The sequence below is a fragment of the Candidatus Nanopelagicus abundans genome (assembly GCF_002288305.1).
In the GTDB taxonomy this organism is placed as follows: domain Bacteria; phylum Actinomycetota; class Actinomycetes; order Nanopelagicales; family Nanopelagicaceae; genus Nanopelagicus; species Nanopelagicus abundans.
Genome location: NZ_CP016779.1, coordinates 1,072,078 through 1,090,976 on the forward strand (window position 1 = coordinate 1,072,078; position 18,899 = coordinate 1,090,976).

Annotated in this window: 18 protein-coding genes and 3 tRNA genes; 12 read left to right on the top strand and 9 right to left on the bottom strand. The window is 37.6% G+C overall.

Annotated elements, in window-relative coordinates; translation table 11 throughout:
* The first annotated feature begins 19 nt into the window (after positions 1-19).
* The 5 genes from B1sIIB91_RS05540 to B1sIIB91_RS05560 are packed head-to-tail and all read left to right on the top strand — an operon-like array spanning position 20 to position 7,574.
* The gene (locus B1sIIB91_RS05540; RefSeq protein WP_095688585.1) at positions 20-1,237 is read left to right on the top strand and encodes a class I SAM-dependent methyltransferase; all 1,218 of its coding nucleotides are present in this window, start codon (positions 20-22) and stop codon (positions 1,235-1,237) included.
* Between the two features lie 16 nt (positions 1,238-1,253).
* Positions 1,254-1,766 (top strand): dTDP-4-dehydrorhamnose 3,5-epimerase family protein, encoded by a 513-nt coding sequence (locus B1sIIB91_RS05545; RefSeq protein ID WP_095688586.1) that lies wholly within the window; start codon positions 1,254-1,256, stop codon positions 1,764-1,766.
* The gene (locus tag B1sIIB91_RS05550) at positions 1,748-2,527 is read left to right on the top strand and encodes an NAD-dependent epimerase/dehydratase family protein (protein ID WP_095688587.1); all 780 of its coding nucleotides are present in this window, start codon (positions 1,748-1,750) and stop codon (positions 2,525-2,527) included. Before B1sIIB91_RS05545 ends, B1sIIB91_RS05550 begins: the two co-directional genes overlap by 19 nt.
* Before the next feature lie 45 nt (positions 2,528-2,572).
* Positions 2,573-6,607 (top strand): rhamnosyltransferase WsaF family glycosyltransferase, encoded by a 4,035-nt coding sequence (locus tag B1sIIB91_RS05555; protein ID WP_095688588.1) that lies wholly within the window; start codon positions 2,573-2,575, stop codon positions 6,605-6,607.
* Positions 6,594-7,574 (top strand): hypothetical protein, encoded by a 981-nt coding sequence (locus tag B1sIIB91_RS05560; protein ID WP_095688589.1) that lies wholly within the window; start codon positions 6,594-6,596, stop codon positions 7,572-7,574. Before B1sIIB91_RS05555 ends, B1sIIB91_RS05560 begins: the two co-directional genes overlap by 14 nt.
* Here the strand turns inward: B1sIIB91_RS05560 and rfbC are convergent.
* Positions 7,560-8,102 carry a dTDP-4-dehydrorhamnose 3,5-epimerase gene (rfbC, locus tag B1sIIB91_RS05565; protein WP_095688590.1) on the bottom strand — a complete coding sequence of 181 codons (543 nt, stop codon included), beginning with the start codon at positions 8,100-8,102 and terminating at the stop codon, positions 7,560-7,562. The genes B1sIIB91_RS05560 and rfbC overlap by 15 nt on opposite strands.
* 49 nt (positions 8,103-8,151) lie before the next feature.
* Here rfbC and rfbG point away from each other — a divergent pair, with 49 nt between their 5' ends.
* Positions 8,152-9,186 (top strand): CDP-glucose 4,6-dehydratase, encoded by a 1,035-nt coding sequence (rfbG, locus tag B1sIIB91_RS05570; protein ID WP_095688591.1) that lies wholly within the window; start codon positions 8,152-8,154, stop codon positions 9,184-9,186.
* On the opposite strand, the gene B1sIIB91_RS05575 is transcribed toward rfbG, so the two are convergent.
* From B1sIIB91_RS05575 to lhgO, 5 genes are all read right to left on the bottom strand, one after another.
* On the bottom strand, positions 9,179-10,459 hold the full coding sequence (locus tag B1sIIB91_RS05575; protein WP_190279171.1) for a hypothetical protein: 1,281 nt from the start codon (positions 10,457-10,459) through the stop codon (positions 9,179-9,181). The genes rfbG and B1sIIB91_RS05575 overlap by 8 nt on opposite strands.
* A gap of 555 nt (positions 10,460-11,014) precedes the next feature.
* Complete coding sequence (locus B1sIIB91_RS05580; RefSeq protein WP_095688593.1) at positions 11,015-11,884, bottom strand: sugar nucleotidyltransferase; 870 nt, start codon at positions 11,882-11,884, stop codon at positions 11,015-11,017.
* Positions 11,884-12,750 carry a dTDP-4-dehydrorhamnose reductase gene (gene rfbD / locus B1sIIB91_RS05585; protein WP_095688594.1) on the bottom strand — a complete coding sequence of 289 codons (867 nt, stop codon included), beginning with the start codon at positions 12,748-12,750 and terminating at the stop codon, positions 11,884-11,886. The genes B1sIIB91_RS05580 and rfbD overlap by 1 nt, the downstream gene beginning before the upstream one ends.
* Positions 12,747-13,766, bottom strand: coding sequence for an NAD-dependent epimerase/dehydratase family protein (locus tag B1sIIB91_RS05590; RefSeq protein WP_095688595.1), 1,020 nt, complete (start codon positions 13,764-13,766; stop codon positions 12,747-12,749). The genes rfbD and B1sIIB91_RS05590 overlap by 4 nt, the downstream gene beginning before the upstream one ends.
* Positions 13,767-13,811: 45 nt before the next feature.
* Complete coding sequence (lhgO, locus tag B1sIIB91_RS05595) at positions 13,812-15,020, bottom strand: L-2-hydroxyglutarate oxidase (RefSeq protein ID WP_190279172.1); 1,209 nt, start codon at positions 15,018-15,020, stop codon at positions 13,812-13,814.
* A 363-nt stretch (positions 15,021-15,383) separates the two neighbouring features.
* On the opposite strand from lhgO, the gene B1sIIB91_RS05600 reads away from it, so the two are divergent.
* Together B1sIIB91_RS05600 and B1sIIB91_RS05605 are read left to right on the top strand one after the other, a co-directional pair.
* The gene (locus tag B1sIIB91_RS05600) at positions 15,384-15,614 is read left to right on the top strand and encodes a hypothetical protein (protein WP_095688597.1); all 231 of its coding nucleotides are present in this window, start codon (positions 15,384-15,386) and stop codon (positions 15,612-15,614) included.
* Complete coding sequence (locus B1sIIB91_RS05605; protein WP_095688598.1) at positions 15,611-16,372, top strand: putative sugar O-methyltransferase; 762 nt, start codon at positions 15,611-15,613, stop codon at positions 16,370-16,372. Before B1sIIB91_RS05600 ends, B1sIIB91_RS05605 begins: the two co-directional genes overlap by 4 nt.
* A 270-nt stretch (positions 16,373-16,642) precedes the next feature.
* Here B1sIIB91_RS05605 and B1sIIB91_RS05610 read toward each other — a convergent pair whose 3' ends face one another.
* On the bottom strand, positions 16,643-17,620 hold the full coding sequence (locus B1sIIB91_RS05610; protein WP_095688699.1) for an L-threonylcarbamoyladenylate synthase: 978 nt from the start codon (positions 17,618-17,620) through the stop codon (positions 16,643-16,645).
* A gap of 103 nt (positions 17,621-17,723) precedes the next feature.
* Here B1sIIB91_RS05610 and B1sIIB91_RS05615 point away from each other — a divergent pair.
* From B1sIIB91_RS05615 to B1sIIB91_RS05630, 4 genes are all read left to right on the top strand, one after another.
* A tRNA-Glu gene (locus B1sIIB91_RS05615) sits at positions 17,724-17,796 on the top strand.
* Between the two features lie 37 nt (positions 17,797-17,833).
* Positions 17,834-17,907 (top strand) — tRNA-Asp (locus B1sIIB91_RS05620).
* Positions 17,908-17,947: 40 nt separating this feature from the next.
* Positions 17,948-18,021: transfer RNA gene (locus tag B1sIIB91_RS05625), tRNA-Phe, on the top strand.
* Between the two features lie 32 nt (positions 18,022-18,053).
* Complete coding sequence (locus tag B1sIIB91_RS05630; RefSeq protein ID WP_095688599.1) at positions 18,054-18,458, top strand: GtrA family protein; 405 nt, start codon at positions 18,054-18,056, stop codon at positions 18,456-18,458.
* Between the two features lie 6 nt (positions 18,459-18,464).
* Here B1sIIB91_RS05630 and B1sIIB91_RS05635 read toward each other — a convergent pair whose 3' ends face one another.
* Both B1sIIB91_RS05635 and B1sIIB91_RS05640 read right to left on the bottom strand, forming a co-directional pair.
* Positions 18,465-18,653 (bottom strand): DUF5302 family protein, encoded by a 189-nt coding sequence (locus tag B1sIIB91_RS05635; RefSeq protein WP_095688600.1) that lies wholly within the window; start codon positions 18,651-18,653, stop codon positions 18,465-18,467.
* Positions 18,654-18,893, bottom strand: coding sequence for a BldC family transcriptional regulator (locus B1sIIB91_RS05640; protein ID WP_095688700.1), 240 nt, complete (start codon positions 18,891-18,893; stop codon positions 18,654-18,656). It abuts the gene before it with no gap.
* Positions 18,894-18,899: the final 6 nt, after the last annotated feature.

Consider the following 18,899-nt stretch of genomic DNA (forward strand, 5'->3'; position numbering starts at 1 on the left):
ACCTTGAGGTGCGATTAACATGAATAAACGCGGAGAAACCAATTGCAGAGCTTGTGATCGTGAGCTAGGTCCTACAATTCTAAATTTGGGGCATCAACCGCTTTCTAATGAGTTAATTTCACAACCCAAGAACGGCGATATCGAGGCATGGCCTCTAGAATTCAAGATTTGTTCATTTTGTAAGTTAGGACAAATCGGTGAATTCGCAACACCTTCAAGAATTTTTTCAACATACACTTATTTTTCGTCCACAAGTACTCACTGGCTCGCTCATTCTGAAGAATTCGCAAAAAAAATAATAGAAAAAATGGATTTAAATCGAAAATCTCTAGTACTCGAGATAGCGAGTAATGACGGTTACATGCTTCAATATTTTCAAAAATTTGGCATTGGAGTGCTAGGTATAGAGCCTGCAAAAAATGTCGCTGAAATAGCTATAAATAAAGGAATTCCTACCGATGTAGATTTTTTTGGCTATGAGAAAGCAAACGAATTAATTGAAAACGGGAATGTACCGAATCTAGTCATTTGCAATAATGTAGTGGCGCACGTGCCGGACATAAATGATTTTTTTAAAGGTTTAGCTACTTTGGTAAATCAAGGATCTATTGTTTCAATAGAGGCACCGTCACTTCTTGAAATGTTGAAGGGCAATATGTTCGATACCATTTACCATGAACACTTTTCGTATCTATCAGTTAACGCAATTCAATATCTCTGCGATGAATATGAAATTTCCCTCCAAGAAGTTGAAAAGATTCCAACTCACGGTGGCTCGATTCGTTACTGGCTAAGCAAAAAAAATTCAAAGGACATAAAAGTTGAATCTGCTTCAAAAGAACTGTCCATCGGTATAAATGACAAAGATTTACATGAACAATTCCGGATAAAGTCTGAAAGAGCTATTCTTGAATTCAAGAATTGGATAAATCACAATCGTGGATCTGTATTAGGGTTTGGTGCCGCGGCAAAGGCAACGGTTTTGCTAAACGCTGCTCAAATAGATTCTAATGACATGCAATACGTTATTGATTCTAATGCATACAAGCAAGGAAAATTTATTCCAGGGTGCAATATTGAAATTGTCAAACCCATAATTGGATATAATAGTAATCCAAAAAAAATAATAGTGTTTCCATGGAATATAGCCAACGAAGTAAGTAAGCAAATTCATGATGAATATCCAAAGTTTCAAGGTGAAATTTGGAAAGCCATTCCTACAATGACTCAAATCTAAATAGTGACATTGTAAAATGCGTAAAGTAGAGAGTATTTACTTACCGGTCCATCGAGATAGAAGAGGAACGTTTCAAAGACTCTACGACTATGACTTATTTGAAAATTTTTTGCCATTGCCTTTAATGCAAGTTTCCGTATCTACGAATCCGAAGGTTGGAACACTAAGAGGGTTACATTATCAAGCGAAGCCCGCTCAGGAATGGAAAATTGTCCAATGTATTCAAGGAGAAGTATGGGACTTGGTTTTAGACCTTAGAAAAGATTCGCAAACTTATGGACAATTTAATTTCTTTACATTAAGCCAACGCAACAATCTAGCGTTGATCATTCCACCGGGATACGCACATGGGTTCCAAACCTTAAGAAAAAATTCGGTTGTAACCTATTTCATGACCGCCAGATATGATGTGGAACTATCGAGACAAATTAATGCGAAAGATGCCAACTTAGGTATTCCTTGGCCACTGCCTATTACAGAGATATCAGATGCAGATTTGGAAGCAAATTCATGGCCACAAGAATTCTAATTGTAGGAAGTTCAGGTTTTATTGGTTCACAGCTCTGTGAAAGTCTTCAGAATGATTACGAGATCCACCGCAATACATTTAACTTATTAAAAGCGGGCGGACTTGAAGAGCTAAAAAAGTATCTTTTGTTGAATAGAATTTCCGTTGTTGTCCAACTGGCTTGGAATTCAAATGGGCGGGAAAATTATCATTTATCATTGGCTAATTATGACTGGCGGGATCTAACAATAAATCTTTCTATTTTTTGCCACGACAACAATATTAAGTTTGTTGGAGTCGGCTCATGCCTAGACGGAAAGCTTAACCGCACTAACCCGTACATCAATTCAAAATATGAAACAAAAAAACATTTATTGTCCATGAAGTCAACAAACTTAATTGCCTGGGTGCGGCCATTTTATGTCGTAAATTTTGAACAGAAAAGACCAAGAATTATCGGGGATTATTTCGAGAAAAAAGAAAGCTTCATACTCAAAAATCCAAACGAAAAACTTGACTACATTTTCAGCGAAGACGTTGTCACGGGGTTCAAATCAGTGATAGATAATCAGATGATGGGCGAAATAGATATAGGGTCCGGATTCCTAACTTCAAATCTTGATTTCATAAATAGGTTGAATGAAATTCATGGAAAATCTGATTTTAGAATGGAAGGCGTGGATCGGGAATACAAGGCAGGAGAAGTTGCTTCACCTTTTTTAAGGCAATTCGGTTGGATTCCACACGTTACAGAAAGATTTTTCGGAATACAATGTATTTAATGCCATTTTGCAGAAATTCCAAATATAGATGGGACAGGGGTCTCAGTGCTAGCAAAAGCTAAAAAGATTTACACTAGATTGCCATTGGTGATTCGGAAAAAAACTGATGGATTTGTTTACAAAACGTATAAAAAATGGTTAAAAGAAGCAGAAAAAATATCAACAACCCATTCACTGAAAGAAATACATTTTTCAAGTAGCCCCTGGATCCCATACTATAAATTTGTTGCCGAACACAATGGCCCAAATCTAACAATTTTGCTGCCATCTTTACGTTCCGGATCGTTCTCTGCCGGTCCAATGATTGCCCTGCAAATAGCCGCAAAAATTGCGACGAACGGATTTCGTGTACGAGTCATGGCTATAGATGGTGCTCAAGAAAAATACAATATTCCCGAAGATGAAATCTCAAAGCTACTCAAAGACACATTAGAAATCAAAGATTTGCCTACGTCGCTCGAGTTTGAAGTTCTTAATACAGAATTGGTTGTTTCAAAAGGTGAGAAATTCATGGCAACTGCATGGTGGACATTTGAAATAGCCAAAGGCGCTGCCAGTTTTATGTCGCCGGAGGGAATTCCTTTTTATTTGATCCAAGATTTTGAACCCTTGCTGCATTCCTCATCCGATGAGATGGTGTTAGCCAGAAACACTTATGATCAAAACATGATCCCCATTGTGGCATCGCCAATTCTAGCGGAATATTACCTTGAAAATAAAATTGGAGTCGTTGCAGAAAAAATATCTAAAGATAACGAATCATTCATAATTCCACTACCACTTCTTAAAAATACTTTATATAGACAAAATGATGAACTACCTCTAAAACTTAAAGAAATGATGATAAAACCAAAAACTCTCCTCTTTTACGCTCGCCCAACAAAGGCACAAAGAAACCTATTCCATATTGGAGTTAAAGCAATCCAACTTGCACTCGAGTGGAAAATTTTAGATCCAGAACTTTGGAATTTTATTGCCGTAGGGGAAAATATACATGAAGTTGAACTTTCAGAAAATACCTTCTTGAAATCAGCGCCATGGTTGAGTTATGCCGAATATATTTCCTTAATTAGAAAATCGGATGTTTATATGGCTTTGATGAATTCGCCGCATACAAGCTTTCCAGTAATCGAGGCCATGCAGCTCGACGTGCCTTCAATAACAACAACATTCGCAAACAAAACTAAAACGAGATTAGCAGAGTACTCAAAATATATTTTTGCATCAGCACCAGAATCAGCTGCAATCGCAAAAAATATTGGGAAAGCATTAGTGAAAAAAATTGAGGAAAATGGAGGAATCAGCGCCAATAAAGATTTTGAAGACATGAATGTGAGTTTGGAGAACCTATCCCTATGGATAAAACAGTTTCTATGCAATGAACAACCCCAATTAGAATTCAATGGAGAGTTTTCATGTACGTGTCTACACACAAATACGGGTACAAAAAAAATCAACGTCCCAACCATAGACGTAGGTATTTCAGTTTACAATATTAAGAATGAATACTTAGTTGAATTACTTCAATCATTAAAAAATGCATTACAGTATTTTTCAACAAACATAAACATATTGATCCTTAATCATGGATCAACAATCTATAGTAATAATGAACTCCAGGATCTAATCCATCAGTATCTACCAGAATTTCGTTACTTACAGACTGCCTCAAATAATGGCATCGCGGCAGGTATGGCAATATTGTTATCTGAAGCGAAATCTGAATATTTCTTACCAATTGATGCTGATGACTTAGTGGGGCGAGATATCTTCGCTGTTCTTTCGAGTCACATTCACGCTAATTCAGAGATAGATTTTTGGTACTCAAGTGAATATCTGCTAGCAAACAAAAACATTTTTCCAGCCACGCGAATGGACTTCGATGAGGTTCTACTTTCGGAAATGTGTTTCACAACCCATGTAATTTGTTTTAAAACCAAAATAGCTAAACAATTGAACGTATATGAAAACGCACCAAATGGTTCACATGATTGGTTTACTGCCGTGTGTTTCAATCAAAATAAAAATAAATTCCAATATCTAAACCATGTTTTATACACATGGAGATTGCACCCAGAAAGCACCTCGGAAAATTGGCTAAGCAAACCCTACGTGCTAGAAAGTCAGGAGCAGGTTTTACGGAAATTTGTATCGAATAGCAATAAAGAATTTAGCGTCATTGGTCATCCAAATTTTCAAGGTGGACCAAATAGACGAATTTTATTAACTAAGTCAGAAAATAAATTCATAAAATTAAAGTTCAAAATTACAGGCTACAATAAGATTGTCAAATACTACCAAAGTAACTTTGGCCAGGAAAATCATGAATTTCAGAATAACACTATCTATTGGTTTACCGATTCCACAACTGACCTAGACACAGAAATGCAATTAGAGATGGATACCATTTTAGAAATATGGCCAAACTCAGTGGTAACCAGCAGTTCAGTATTGACAAATGAAAATGAATTTCTTCCGATCAAACACAATACTAGTTTTTCGGGTATGAATTCAGCTCATGAATCTATCAGTCTTCTATGTCGGCAAAGCACACAAATTATCAATCCCTTTAACTTTGCGATTAAGGGAGAAACACTAAATCAAATTGGCGCCACGCCGGAACTATCGCTAGAGGAGTTAATCAGTTTAATATTGATAAAGGAGCTGAAGCTTATCTACTCACCAAACTTTAAAGCTGATACACAACAAAAGGATCTATCTGAAATATATTTAGTAAATGACATTTCCAATAATCTGGCTGGTCGTACAGAAGTTTTCTTAAATCATAAGAATGAGGATAAAGAAGAAGTATGTTTACAAAAAAACCCCGTATCTGAAACAATCAAAAATTTCGGTGGCATAAACATAATTACAACAGTTAAAAGCACCTCAAATCTGGATTATGTTTTAGATTTGTACGAAAACCTGAAAACAATTCTATGTGATGATATTCGATGGATGCTAGTAGTTCACGGCGAGAATGAAGAAGCTGAACGTTTAAATACATTAAAGAATGATTCGAATGTTGATTTGATTATCGTGAAATTAGATCTGGAATTAAACGAAGCAATTAAAGTCGCATTGGAACATGCAGAGTTAGAGTGGATATTTCCCATTGATTACGATGATCTTTTACTTTATCCTTTTGTCGAAGAGTTTATCTCTAAAGTTAGGGAGGGTAATGCCGATATTTATGTGGCAAACGAAGTAGTAGGTAAAACAATAGAAGAATCTAAATATTTCAAAAGGAATCCACCGAATAGGCTTGCGATTAAATTATTCAGTGTCTTTTTTCACCCGATAATAATTAGAAGACTACAAGCAATACAGGTAATAAATAAAAAATCGAATTACATTTTTGATTGGCAACTTCTGACATCTTTAACTGAGAATCAAACCTTAAGCTTCTTTGATTGTCCAGTTTATTTTTGGCGAGAGCATGAGGCATCTCAAACTAACAATTCTCAAGGTTCTAGGTACTCTAAAGTGGCGGTTCAAGAAGAACTTATATCGCGAAAATTAGATAATCCAAGCTATAAAAACCATGAAATCGTGTTGAAAAATGGCGATTATCAATTAAGCCAAATTGGAAGTCTATTTCCAAAATGTTGCCTTCAAATTCAATCAATAGGTAATGAAGTAGATGACGCAAAAACAATGAACGAATTTAAGCAGAGATACCCCTTTTCGCATGTTGTTAGAAGGTTACACCAGTCTTATCAATTTTTGAAATGTGATTGTGACGCTGAATTCATATTCAGTACCCCCTCTCGTTCTTATCCAATGAAGGAGTTCGATATAAACAAACTATTCTCATTTTCGTTGACCGGAAATCACCCAATTGTCGGACAATTAGTCAATAATGAAACAGGAAAACCCACAATTAGAATTTTAAACCAATATGGAATACACAGAAATAAACACTTCCAACCGCAGTTGGGTGATCCAGACTTTAACGCATACTTTCACTTTCCCTCTGCATTAATCCAAGATGGTTCTCCGATGTTGGGCAAGAATGGAACTAATATTTTGGATCGATTGGGAGTTCATAGTGAGAATCTAAATTGTGAAAAAAAATAAACTTTCCGAATCCAGCAGAGATTTTGGATTTAAGCTTTATGAGTTTATTTCTGCCCTAAAGGATCATTTTTGTTCTGATAGCGAAAATCAAGAGATTTATGTTAATGCGAAGGACGGCACTTTCAACGAGGCCAGAATCTTTCTGTATGTTAAGTACTCAAACGATTATAAATTTACAAAAATGGAAACTTTACTTTTCGAAAAAGTTAGTTTTGAAGGCCTTAAGGTTTACATAGTTGTTAATTCAGATTTACCTAAACCATTTGAGTTTTCTCGTTACCCATCAATCGTTCGCAAGAATTTAGGATTTGACCTTGGAGCGTACAGAGACTTCACAAAGCGATTAGGACCGAATTGTCAACGTCTCGTGATAATTAATGATTCATTGCTTTGGAACCCAAATTCCTTTTTGGAAATTGTTCGAAATATTGGAGATAAAGATGGTATTAGCTTTTTCACAAATTCTTTCCAACCCCGAAAACATTATCAATCATATTTTGTTTCTATTTCAGGACAGGAGGCTTTTTTAGAATTTCAGAACTGGATGAAACAAATTAGGAATTGGAGAAGTAAATTTGCAGCAGTTTCATTTGGCGAGTTAAGAAATGGCAAGATACTTTCGAAAGTATCGGTTATTTACCCTTACGAAGATTTGATTACGACATTGAAAAAAGAACAGTTGTCACAAGACAAAAAAGAATCTTCTCGCACTGATTTTGTTCAAAGGCAAGTTCTAGCCAAAAAGTCTCTAAACCCAACTCATTTTTTTTGGCGAGAGCTCCTTGAGAAAGGCTTCCCAGGCATTAAGAAGGATTTGGTTTCTAGGAATCCCTCAGGAATTCCAGATCTCTCGAACGCTGTATTGAATGAATTTGGGTTCAAAGGAGTCACTCTATTGCCTAACAATAATGAAATGAAATCTTCAAAAAAAATCATTACTTTCTTTCGCAATTTAATCTCTGTGTAGTTTTAAATCCTTTAAGTATGGAGATTCTAAATCTTTTGGTGATACCAATGGCGGGAGATTCCGCCAATCTATTCCCAAGGCCGGGTCATTAAAATTCAGGGAGCTTTCACTACCAGAATTCCAATAGGAAGTAACTTTGTATACCACTCGCGTGTTGTCTTCAAGGGCTTGAAAACCATGTGCATACCCGGGTGGAACCCAAAGCGCAGAAGGTTTTGATTCCGTTAGTTCGGTGCCCAAATACTGGCCAAAAGTTGGACTATCTACTTTAATGTCCACTACAACATCGTAAATTTGTCCCGTTAAACATGTTACGAGCTTCCCTTGTGCCCAGGGGCTCCTTTGCCAATGCAAACCTCGTATCGTGCCTCGACTTGAGAACGATAAGTTATCTTGAACGAAAGGAGGAATTTTAAAACCGTCAAAAACTGTTTCTTTGTAAATTTCAGAGAAAAACCCCCGATCATCTAGATGGCGATTAAACTCAATAATTTTTACATCATCAAATTTAGTATCCTGAATTTTCATATGACGATTCTACCCTAACCCGCTAGAAGAGTGAATCATTAAACTCAGAATGTATACTGTTGGAGTGCATTTTTACATAACGGGTCACACAGGTTTCAAAGGAACTTGGCTAGTTGCATTGCTTGCAAATAAAGGACATAAGGTTTCAGGTTACGCTTTAAATCCTACTCCAAAATCAATTTTTGAAATAGCAGATGTAACATCGATGATGGAAAATGATTTTCGAGGCGATATTCTTGATCTTAATTATTTAGAATCGACTTTAAAAAAAACAAATCCAGATTTTGTCATTCACCTTGCTGCTCAATCAATGGTTCTTGATTCGCTCAATCAACCACATGCAACTTTTTTAACGAACGTGACAGGAACACTAAATGTCCTGGAAGTTACAAACAAAATTCCTAGTATTAAATCCCAATTAATTGTTACCACTGATAAAGTTTACAAAAATAATGAAAAAAAGATTGCATTTCAGGAAACGGATGAACTATCTGGGCATGAACCATATAGTGCATCGAAGGCAATGGCAGATATTCTTACGCATAGCTGGAGTAACTACGTTACAAAAATTCCTACAGGTATCGCTCGTGCTGGTAATGTAATCGGCGGAGGAGACAGTGCCTCCAATCGGTTATTCCCAGACATAATTAGAACATTAGAACAAAATAATAAACTAATACTTAGATCACCACATTCAACGCGACCTTGGCAGCACGTCTTGGATTGCCTAGAGGGCTATTACCTGGCAACTCTTTACCTAGCAAAAACACAAAAAAACAGTATTTGGAATTTTGGGCCAAATCAAGCAGACGTAAAATCTGTACGAGAGGTACTTGATATAGTAGAAAAATTCATAGGCAATAAGATTGAATGCCAAGAAATACAAAATGAGATTTACGAAAGCAAATATTTAAGTCTCAATTCTGATAAAGCGCAGAGTGAATTAAATTGGCAACCAAGGTTGACGTTGGAACAAAGCATTAAATGGACTCTGGAGTGGCATTCAAGTATAAGAAATAGTATCAAGCCCGTCGACATCTTGCGAAATCAGATAGATAGCTTTGAAAGAAATGAAATCAACTAAGCAGCTCTAAGCCCAATCCAATATTTGACTTATACGTCAATGTGTTTTCTTTAAAGGACTCAACCGTGTATTTGTTAGAAAATAATGGAACTCCAACTTTTGCATTTTGAATATTTGTGTATTCATTTATCGAAAAACGGAGTTCGTAATTTGTTAAAGGTTCGAGATTTAAATTGCTTAAGTACATTTTCTGCCAGTCTGAGACATTTTTCAAAGTTAGTATTTCAGAATAAATTCGAGTTCGAACATCTTGATAATTCTTATAAACTGCAATTTTAAAATGAAGTTCTGATGGCTTGGTTCCCCAAGTGACTAATGGAAAAGCAAGTGAATTAGCTCTAAATGAACCAGTTCGGAAAAGCTGTGTGTAACTAGACGATGGATTTAAAGTCAACGCTTCCTTCATATCTCCAGAATATTGGCGAATTATTTTGAACCTATCAACATCTTCACGGTTAGAATAGGGGCCTAGTTTCAGATTATACAATTGCAAACGCATATAGTTGAGATGGTCTTGATTTGGATAAAGTGAAGAATCAAATTCAGTTGGTTTAGGTGGTATTTTAAAGCCTTGTGCAAGTTGGTAATTAAGATTATCTATCTGTAAAAAAACTTTACTGGAGGCTTTATGCGAGTTAAAAGAAAATAAGACGAGAACAAAATACGTAATTAATAGTGTAGAAATTCCAATCTTTCTAAGGTTTGATCTAACTATCTCGTCATAAACATGAAAAATTAATCCAATGTATAAAACTGTTCCAATTTGGACAAATCTACTGCTATTTGCGTTTTGTACCCCATACGTGTCGAAATTTACCCTTCCAATCGCAGTAAGAATTCCGGAGGCAAGGCTGTAAAAAGTGCAACAAAATAGCAACATGCTGCTACCTTGAAGGAAGCCTACTTTTCTTTGGTTTCTGTAAATCAAAACAACGCATAACGTAAGAATGATAATTCCTATTACGGTTGTATGTTTTACATATGAATGAGGTTCGAAAGGATTCTGATATTGGAAAGTTATGATAGAAAAAAGTGGGTTACCAATGTAGCTTAAGGCAAAGTTGAATATTTCGAAAAAATCAGGGAGTTTCGGGCGAGGACTATTAGCAATTGGCTTTAAGTATATGAAAAGTATTAGTATGAAATTAATTAGCCAAACAACTAGACGTTTTAATTTGATCCTATTTCTGCTGTTTGTAAACAGAATAGCAAACATGATTATTGGAAATAGAAGAAGACCATTTGTGAGTGTAAATGAAGCAATCCAAGCCAAGGAGAGAAGTATAACTTCATTAATTTTTCGTTTTTTGGAGAACGCAAATATGAACAAAAAAATTAATGTAAGTAGGAAATTTAAGTTGAACAAAAGAGGCCAAGACCACCATAAGTTTCCATGTGCTGCTGGCGAGAAAACAAAAATTGTGAGTATTGACAAGAACAACCAGTAATATTTTGATTTCGCGGCTACTTTCTTTAAAGCAATTATCAAAATTATTGTTGCAATCGACAAGATAATATAAGTAAATTTATACTCTGATTCAATATCCCAATCAGTCGCAACCCCATTAAAAAAAAGAATTAGTCTTGGAAAAATAGGCCTGGTTTCATTCAGGGGTGTGTTAATTATCTGTTGAATCGCCGCGAACAGGCCATTTTGGCTATAAGTATAGAAGAATTGTACTTGCTCCCAATAGTCCCAGAATGGAAAAACAATCCGGTGCCGAACTATGTGAGAGAACAGAAAAAAAGGCGGAAGCCAGGTTATGACAAATGGGATTACTTGTAAATATTTTAACTTAATACTTATACCTTCGGTGATGATTCCCATCTATTTCGTCCCACTTAAAATTTCCTTTAGGTGAAAGCCGTACCTCGATTTGTTTACTGCAAGGGCTAACTCGGATAATGTTTGGTCCGAAATCCATCCCGCTTCCCATGCGACCACTTCAGGAGATCCGATCAAGAGTCCATCCTCTTGTTGATTTTGCTGTACATACAGCGCAGCATTTAGTAAAGAATCCGGAGTTCCTGTATCAAACCATTTTACATGGTTTTTTAAGGCAATTACTTTCAATTGTTTGTCATGCATGTAACTTTTGTTCAAATCTGTAATTTCAAGTTCTCCCCTGGATGACCTGGTGATTTTTCTTGTGCGCTCAATTGCTGTTTCATCATAAAAATATATCCCAGGAACAGCCCAATGACTTTTTGGGTGAAGAGGTTTCTCTTCCAAAGAAGTCACCACTCCTTTTTGATTAAATTCAACAACCCCAAACGCGATCGGATTGTCAACGTGATAAGCAGTAATGAGCGCACCCGGTTCCTTAAATGATTCCATAAGTTGTTTTCCTAGCCCTACGCCATGGAATAAGTTGTCTCCTAATATGAGGACAACAGGCTTATTGTCGATGAAGCTGTCGCCGATCAGCAAAGCTTCGGCAAGCCCACCTGGCGTTTTTTGTTCAGCATAACTAATTTCAATTCCCCAAATATGAGAGTTTTTAAAAAGCTCTTTGTATGATGGAAGATCATTAGTCGTGGAGATAATTAAGATATCCCGAATCCCAATGGACATAAGAGTGGATAAAGGGTAGTAAACAAGGGGCTTGTCGTAAACGGGCATAAGCTGCTTACTAACTACAAAGGAAGCAGGTTTTAGTCTCGATGCAGTTCCGCCCGCAAGAATAATGCCTTTCATTAAATGTGATCTTTTTCTCTCAAATACTGCGTTAGACCGTTTTCCCAGGAAGGATGGGTGGAGAGCATTTGAAGGGATTTTGAGGAGTTGAGTGAAGAATTTTTTGGCCTTTGTGGAATTCTGGTGGGATCAGTTTGAGATGGTGATATCTCTGCCTTCAAATTCATCTGGCTCAAGATCTCGCGCGCAAAGTCAAGCCAAGTTGTAGTCCCTAAGTTCGCTGCGTGGAGCTTTCCTCCGAAACCCTCGCTCAATGCATGCAGAAGAATATCTGAAGCACTAATTGTATATGTAGGTGACATGTGTATATCTTCAACAATTTGCAGTTTCTCACCTCGCCTTGCCTTGGCAATAATTGTCTCAATGAAATTTCCACCTTTACCACTACTTCCCGCTGATCCAAAAACACTAGAAATTCTAACAACGATATTTCTCTTCGATATTGATAGAGTTGCAATTTCTCCGGCTGCTTTTGAATGGCCATAAACATTAGTTGGTGAGACAGAATCTTCTTCACTATACGAAAACCCCACTGGGAGTTCTCCAGAAAAAACATAGTCAGTACTAACAAACACAGTTCTGCACTTTATTTCCTCTGCAATTTGAGCAACATTCTGCGGTCCAATAGCATTAATTCGCCAAGATTTTTCTGAATTCATTTCGCATTCCTCTAGTTTGTGAAATGCGGCAGTATTTATCACCCAATCCGATTTATACTCCCTCAAAATTTTGTTCACAGAATCAATATCTTCAACTTGCACTTGTTCATGAGTTATGGGAAAAACCCTCCACCCAGCTTTGGAAAAAGTCTTAACAAGATCTGTCCCGAGTTGACCCCTTGGGCCGATGATCGCAACTGAGTTCATAAAACAAATCCGTCAGGAGCTAAATCTTTCAGCCTACTTTCCCATTCAAGTAGAGTGGAATACCAGGCAACAGTTTTAGTGACTTGATCAGCCTTTACAATCCCACGCTCTAGCGCAACTGCTATTTCTGCTGCACCACGATCAGCAGTCCAGTCAGGCGCAAAGTCCAATACTTTTCTAATCTTATCAAAATTAACTTGGTAGGAACGATGGTCTGGCTCACCGTACCATTCAAAATTAAATGGTTTATTTAATCCTTGGGCAACTAATTTGGCACTCTGAATTATTTGATAGTTTTGCTCGTTGGAACCAACATTAAAAAGTTGCCCTTGGACCAAGTCCTTATCGGCAACAAGTGCAGCAATAAAGGCTTTTGAAGTATCTCGTATGTGAATCATAGGTCGCCATTGATTTCCATCACGAAGAATTGGAATATTCCCACCTTCCCACAATCCTAAGGTCATTCCATTAATGGCAAGATCAAAACGCATTCGAGGGCTTAGACCATACATAGTTGCTTGACGAAAAATGGTAATTCCCATGTCCGTTCCCCGATTGAGTAAATTGATTGCAGATTCCTCGGCATAAATGTTTGCCTCTGCATATGTAGTTAGAGGGTTTACGGGTGAGGTTTCTTCTAGAATTCCATCTTGAAACCCGTAGACACTGCAAGATGACGCCAGAATGTATCGCTCAACTTTAGATTCTGATGCTAATTCTTGAAGGCGTCGACGAGCGCGATAATTTATATCAATTGTTTTTATTCGATCAAGTTCGCCTGCCGGATCGTTACTTATAGCAGCTAAATCAAGCACTGCATACGTATCCTCTAGGAGTTCTGAAGAAAATGTACGCGAATCAACTTTAATTTTTTCGATATACTCATTGTCTGGAATTGTGTCGCCAAAAAAAAAGCGATCTAAAATCCGAACTCTATACCCAGATTCAACGAGAAGTTGAGACAGCACTGAACCGATATAGCCGCTACCACCCGTGACTACAACTCTTTTTCTCATCTATTACCCCTTATTTCTCCAACAATAGTGGAGAAGTCTGTGCCATTAATACAATTTTGGCAGTATATATTCGCTAGTAATAAATCTTCCAAACGGTAGACTGCTGGTCCAGCCTGGAGATACGGCATTGAGAACATGTGTTGCATTTCCGCTGGATCTAACCACGAAATCTTGCTCGAGTAGTCCTGAGGGAAGATGAATAAGTTGGGCGCGAATTCCAGGTGGTTTTCGATACCATTTTTTTACACCTAGTGCAGTTGGAACAAGTTCGGCTGATTTCTTTACCAAAAGTGGTTGAATGATTTTTGGCCATTCAGACTTTAAAATTGACCCAAAGTCATGTGCATCACCTCTTACGAGTGATTTAATTCCTTTAAGTGATTGAATTAGATCAGATCCAGACCAACCACCAAAAAGCGAATACTGTTCTCTTCCGAAGATTGGGATTGCAGTTGGCCCAATCTTAACCTTTTTATCAATAGTTAAAGTGAAGTGCACGCCAAGAAATGGATTGATCGGATGAGGCACTGGGTAAACTAATCGCCGAAGTGGCAGATTTGATTCTTCTGTCGTTCTATACATTCCTATAAACGGAACCATTGCATATTCAGTTCCAACTCCAACTTTACGTGAAATGCGGTCGGCTTGAGCGCCTGCCGCATTTACAAAATACTTAGCGTCGTATTGATTCGAATCATCATAAATTTCATCTCCTAATTCACTTAGTGAAACATTACTATCAAAATCAATTCGGCCACCGAGTGAAAGGAAATCTTTGAATAGTGCCTCTATAATCTGTGTTGGATTGCAAACAGCAGTTGTTGGCGACCAAAGAAAACTATTGTGCGTGATAGCAAGCGGTTCGAATTTATGAAGCTGGGAAGCATCTTTGATTTCAACCTCAACGCCATTCTTTATTCCACGTTCGCAAAGAGCGTGAAGTCGCTGGATTTCGCTTTCGTTTCGAGTCACAACAACTTTACCTACTTCTCGAACTTCTATGTTGTGATATTTGGCTAGATTGCGTAGTTCGAAGTTGCCCTCTCTACAGAACTTCGCCTTAAGTGAATCAGGAGAATAGTAAAAGCCTGCATGTAGTACACCTGAATTGCGACCGCTTGCGTGAAGACCTACAGAAGATTCCTTTTCAGCAATTATTACTTTCAAGTTCGATCTAGATTTCAAAAGAGAAATTCCAATTGAAAGCCCGATCACGCCAGCGCCAAGGATCAGTACATCGCATTTTTGAAACATAGCATGAGCGTACCTGAACATAAAAGAATTATGATGTGAATTTACGAGTTGTGTTACTACTATCCGTTAAATATTCAGGTTATGAAAATATTATGGCTCCTAAAAAAACCTATTGGCTTCCGAATACGGATATTCATCAATTATTTCTGCCCATTAAGGCTGCCCAAAAGATATGCCGGAGGGTAGCCGTTGAACCTTATTCTGATCTTCGGCAAAATTTGTGGCTCTAAAAGAAATTTTCCTGAAAATTCTTAAAAATTGAAATTCCAAAAATGATTCTCCAAAGAAGTGAATATAGTAGTTGAGATAGGGTTATCATATGGATAGAGTCGCACGCAGCAGTAAAAATTCTTGAAGGGATTTATGATTTCAGAAAATTTTGCTAGCAGAATAAAGCAATCCTATATGGAAGCTTTGAATGATTTTGAAACTTATGGTGACTCTATGTGGAGAGAATTAGATGAAAGAAAATTGCCAGTTCATCAAGTTCTTACCACGCAAAACCCGAAGTTTATAGCTGACTACCTCTCAAATCCGGCTAGTCATGAACTTTTTTCGGTTTTGATGAGACTTACAGTTCGAGTGATTATGTGATTAATGAGATGGGCCCAGAGGATTTAATTATTTCAGCTTTGAACTTTCTTGCACAAGCGGTAGGTGCAGTGCCAGTTGTGAATCCAGAATCAGTAATTCGGGAGGAAAAAATTTCTCCGAATGGATTAATTGCAAAGATCGCACAATATTTAAAAGTAGATATTTCTTTTCCTTATTCATTCCCAAAGGAGTTTGGACTCCAAACTAAATATGGAGTAATTACCTATCGAATAGTTCAATCTCTTTATCAATCACATCTTGTTGTCGAGAATATCCAAAGATTTAACTTAAAAGGAAATACTGTGCTGGAAATAGGAGGTGGGCTGGGAAGAAATGCTTACTATCTTTCCAATGCAAAAATTCAAACAACTTTGGTGGATTTACCTTTGACTCAGGTAGCCTCAGCTACATACTTAGGTAAAGTTCTAGGCGAAGCAAATATTTCATTAAATGGTGAAAACTTTAAGAATTCTGTTGTTAGATTTTTAACACCTAAGAAGTTGTATCAGAACTCACATAAAACTTTTACAATTTCTATGAATTGTGATTCATTTGTAGAAATGGATGTTGGAATCGCAAATCGCTATGCCGAGTTCTGCTTGAACAATAGTAATTTATTGATATCGGTGAATCATGAAGCTAACTCTTTTAAAGTTCTTAACCTTGAATCCCTGAAAGGACATAATTTAAGTCGCGATCAGTACTGGCTTCGACCCGGATATACAAAAGATATATACAGTGCGAAAGTTAGACTTTAAAACAATACGCCCCTTACTTAGTCTTCTCCGCCTTTGACTCGAATTCGGTCCAGGACATTTCCACTGCTAGGAGATGGCCCACGAGGTTAAACGATTAGAGCTATCTAAGGTATCTTACTTGCTTTTGGGCACCGGCATTGGTAAAAAGTCTAAATCAGATAAAAGGCGTTTAGTACCTAATCTCAATCATTCAAAATTTAGCAAACTGAATGATATATATCGTTGTTTATTTCTTTAAACTTCACCAAGTAAAAGATTTTAAATTAATAATTAAATATTAACAATAAATTCTGCAGCTTTTTGAAGCCGATCACAAACTGCAACTGCAATATCATTTCCCGCTGGCTCAATAACGAATACCTTAGATAGCTTTTTGCTATCTGCAAGGCGGAGTCCTTGATACAAAGTTCTGGCATACTCTTCATTAGTCGCCGGAGATGTCAATCTAATGACACCAGGTGGGGTTGGAAATTTACTTAGAGCAATAAAGCCATCACCAATTGCTGGTGTGCCAGATAGAAAAACTCTGGCTTTTGGTGAGTAATGTGACTCTAATAAACCAGGTACTCTTATTTGATCGCTATCATTTTTTGCAAAAACCTCAATTTGAATACCGAGTAAATTATTTATCATGGTAGCCGTAATTGCTCCCGGTCTTAAGATGCTGGGCATGGTATTGATACAATTAATAATGGTAGATTCAACGCCAATGAAAGATAAGCCACCGTCTAAAATTAAATCCTTTGAATTTAAGTAATCATATAACTCTGCCTTAACATCATCGGCACAGGTTGGTGATACTTTTCCAAATCTATTTGCACTAGGGGCTGCTACTCCAATGCCGCCTTGGGATTCAAATTCTTGAAGTAAGGCAAGTGCAACAGTGTGTGATGGAACTCTGATACCAACATTATCTTGGCTACCGGTAATAAAATCTTTGGCTAAATCTGTTCTTGGTAAAATCAAAGTCATAGGCCCAGGCCAAAAGTTCCTTGCAAGTTTTACTGCATACTCAGGTATATCTTTCGCCCATTTATCTAACTTATTAATGGAAGAGATATGAACTATTAATGGGTGATCAGTAGGCCTGCCCTTAACCTCATAGATTCTGGCAACAGCTTGCTGGTTAGAGGCATCTGCGCCTAGGCCATAAACAGTCTCAGTTGGAAATGCCACAAGATTTCCAGCTATCAGGGAAGCAGCAGCATCCTTTAGAGCCGCTGCTGTGCAGTTGGAGATTATGGTCATGATGGCTAATTGTTGCACTATCTATCCAAGAGAAGATATTGCGCCTATTTGTTTATTAGTTTTGTCCTGCTTAATTCAACCGATACCCTTACCCTTCCACTAAGTCCCCATCGTCTAGTGGCCTAGGACGTCGCCCTTTCACGGCGTTAACACGGGTTCAAATCCCGTTGGGGACGCAAAAGGAAAGGAAGAGATTCCGTTCCTTTTAAAGTTGGCCCAGTAGCGCAGTTGGTTAGCGCGCCGCCCTGTCACGGCGGAGGTCGCGGGTTCAAGTCCCGTCTGGGTCGCGATTTATTTATTTCTTAACTGAAGTAAATAAGTTTGATTGGCTGAGTAGCTCAGTTGGTATGAGCGAACGACTGAAAATCGTTAGGTCGCCGGTTCGATCCCGGCCTCAGCCACAAAGTACTTATGAATAACAGAGGGGTTACCAATGCAGCAAAAGGTAATCACTTTGATTAAAAAATATGGCTCTATGTGGCGGTGGGCGTTAGTTGGTATAACTACAACTGTAATTGATTACCTTATTTTTATATCTTTGTATTCTTTAATTACTTCTGTACTTATTGCAAACTTTTGCGCCGGATTATTTTCAATTACCTTTAACTACCTTGCCCATTACTTTTGGTCATTTAAGAGTCAGGCTGATCATTCAAAATCAGGGATAAAATACTTACTAAACCTTGTCATCTTTTGGTCTGCAGGCACATTACTTCTTCAAGTCTTAATTACTGCCGGTATTGATCCTAAGATAGCTAAGTTAATTCCAATACCTTTTATTGCACCCTTAAGCTTTTTATCATTAAAGTTTTTTGTCTTTAAGAAGAAAACTATCTAGCTAGTTTTAAGCAGATCCAGCTTTTCGCCTATGCATCTTTGGAGCAGCCCCGCCTGTTTGGCCGGCTCCAATCTTAGAACCAGAACTTGGCCCACCAGTTTTGCCACTATTGCCACCTTTTTGTTTCTTAGCGAGCGCAGCTAACATCTTCGCCTTTGGATCATTACTTTCTTTTTTAGAAGTTTCTTCACTCATTTAATTCCCACCTACCTGATTAGATGTTGTATTTGGCGTAATAGTTTTTAGTAGCGCTTTAACTTCAGACTCTTTATATCTGCGGTGTCCGCCAAGTGTTCTAATTGAGGTTAACTTGCCTGCTTTTGCCCACCTTGTAACAGTCTTTGGGTCCACTCGAAAAAGGGCGGCAACCTCAGCTGGGGTTAGTAAATTCTCCTGGCCACTGACTGAAAGATGGGAGAGATTACTTTGACTCATTTTCTT

Excerpts from the sequence above, each read along its gene's own strand:
- B1sIIB91_RS05545 (WP_095688586.1), top strand. The coding sequence starts at position 1,254 with ATGCGTAAAGTAGAGAGTATTTACTTACCGGTCCATCGAGATAGAAGA.
- lhgO (WP_190279172.1), bottom strand. The coding sequence starts at position 15,020 with ATGTTTCAAAAATGCGATGTACTGATCCTTGGCGCTGGCGTGATCGGG.
- B1sIIB91_RS05635 (WP_095688600.1), bottom strand. The coding sequence starts at position 18,653 with ATGAGTGAAGAAACTTCTAAAAAAGAAAGTAATGATCCAAAGGCGAAG.
- B1sIIB91_RS05630 (WP_095688599.1), top strand. The coding sequence starts at position 18,054 with ATGCAGCAAAAGGTAATCACTTTGATTAAAAAATATGGCTCTATGTGG.
- rfbC (WP_095688590.1), bottom strand. The coding sequence starts at position 8,102 with ATGAAAATTCAGGATACTAAATTTGATGATGTAAAAATTATTGAGTTT.
- B1sIIB91_RS05640 (WP_095688700.1), bottom strand. The coding sequence starts at position 18,893 with ATGAGTCAAAGTAATCTCTCCCATCTTTCAGTCAGTGGCCAGGAGAAT.
- B1sIIB91_RS05540 (WP_095688585.1), top strand. The coding sequence starts at position 20 with ATGAATAAACGCGGAGAAACCAATTGCAGAGCTTGTGATCGTGAGCTA.
- B1sIIB91_RS05550 (WP_095688587.1), top strand. The coding sequence starts at position 1,748 with ATGGCCACAAGAATTCTAATTGTAGGAAGTTCAGGTTTTATTGGTTCA.
- B1sIIB91_RS05580 (WP_095688593.1), bottom strand. The coding sequence starts at position 11,884 with ATGAAAGGCATTATTCTTGCGGGCGGAACTGCATCGAGACTAAAACCT.
- rfbG (WP_095688591.1), top strand. The coding sequence starts at position 8,152 with ATGTATACTGTTGGAGTGCATTTTTACATAACGGGTCACACAGGTTTC.
- B1sIIB91_RS05610 (WP_095688699.1), bottom strand. The coding sequence starts at position 17,620 with ATGACCATAATCTCCAACTGCACAGCAGCGGCTCTAAAGGATGCTGCT.
- rfbD (WP_095688594.1), bottom strand. The coding sequence starts at position 12,750 with ATGAACTCAGTTGCGATCATCGGCCCAAGGGGTCAACTCGGGACAGAT.
- B1sIIB91_RS05590 (WP_095688595.1), bottom strand. The coding sequence starts at position 13,766 with ATGAGAAAAAGAGTTGTAGTCACGGGTGGTAGCGGCTATATCGGTTCA.
- B1sIIB91_RS05600 (WP_095688597.1), top strand. The coding sequence starts at position 15,384 with ATGATTTCAGAAAATTTTGCTAGCAGAATAAAGCAATCCTATATGGAA.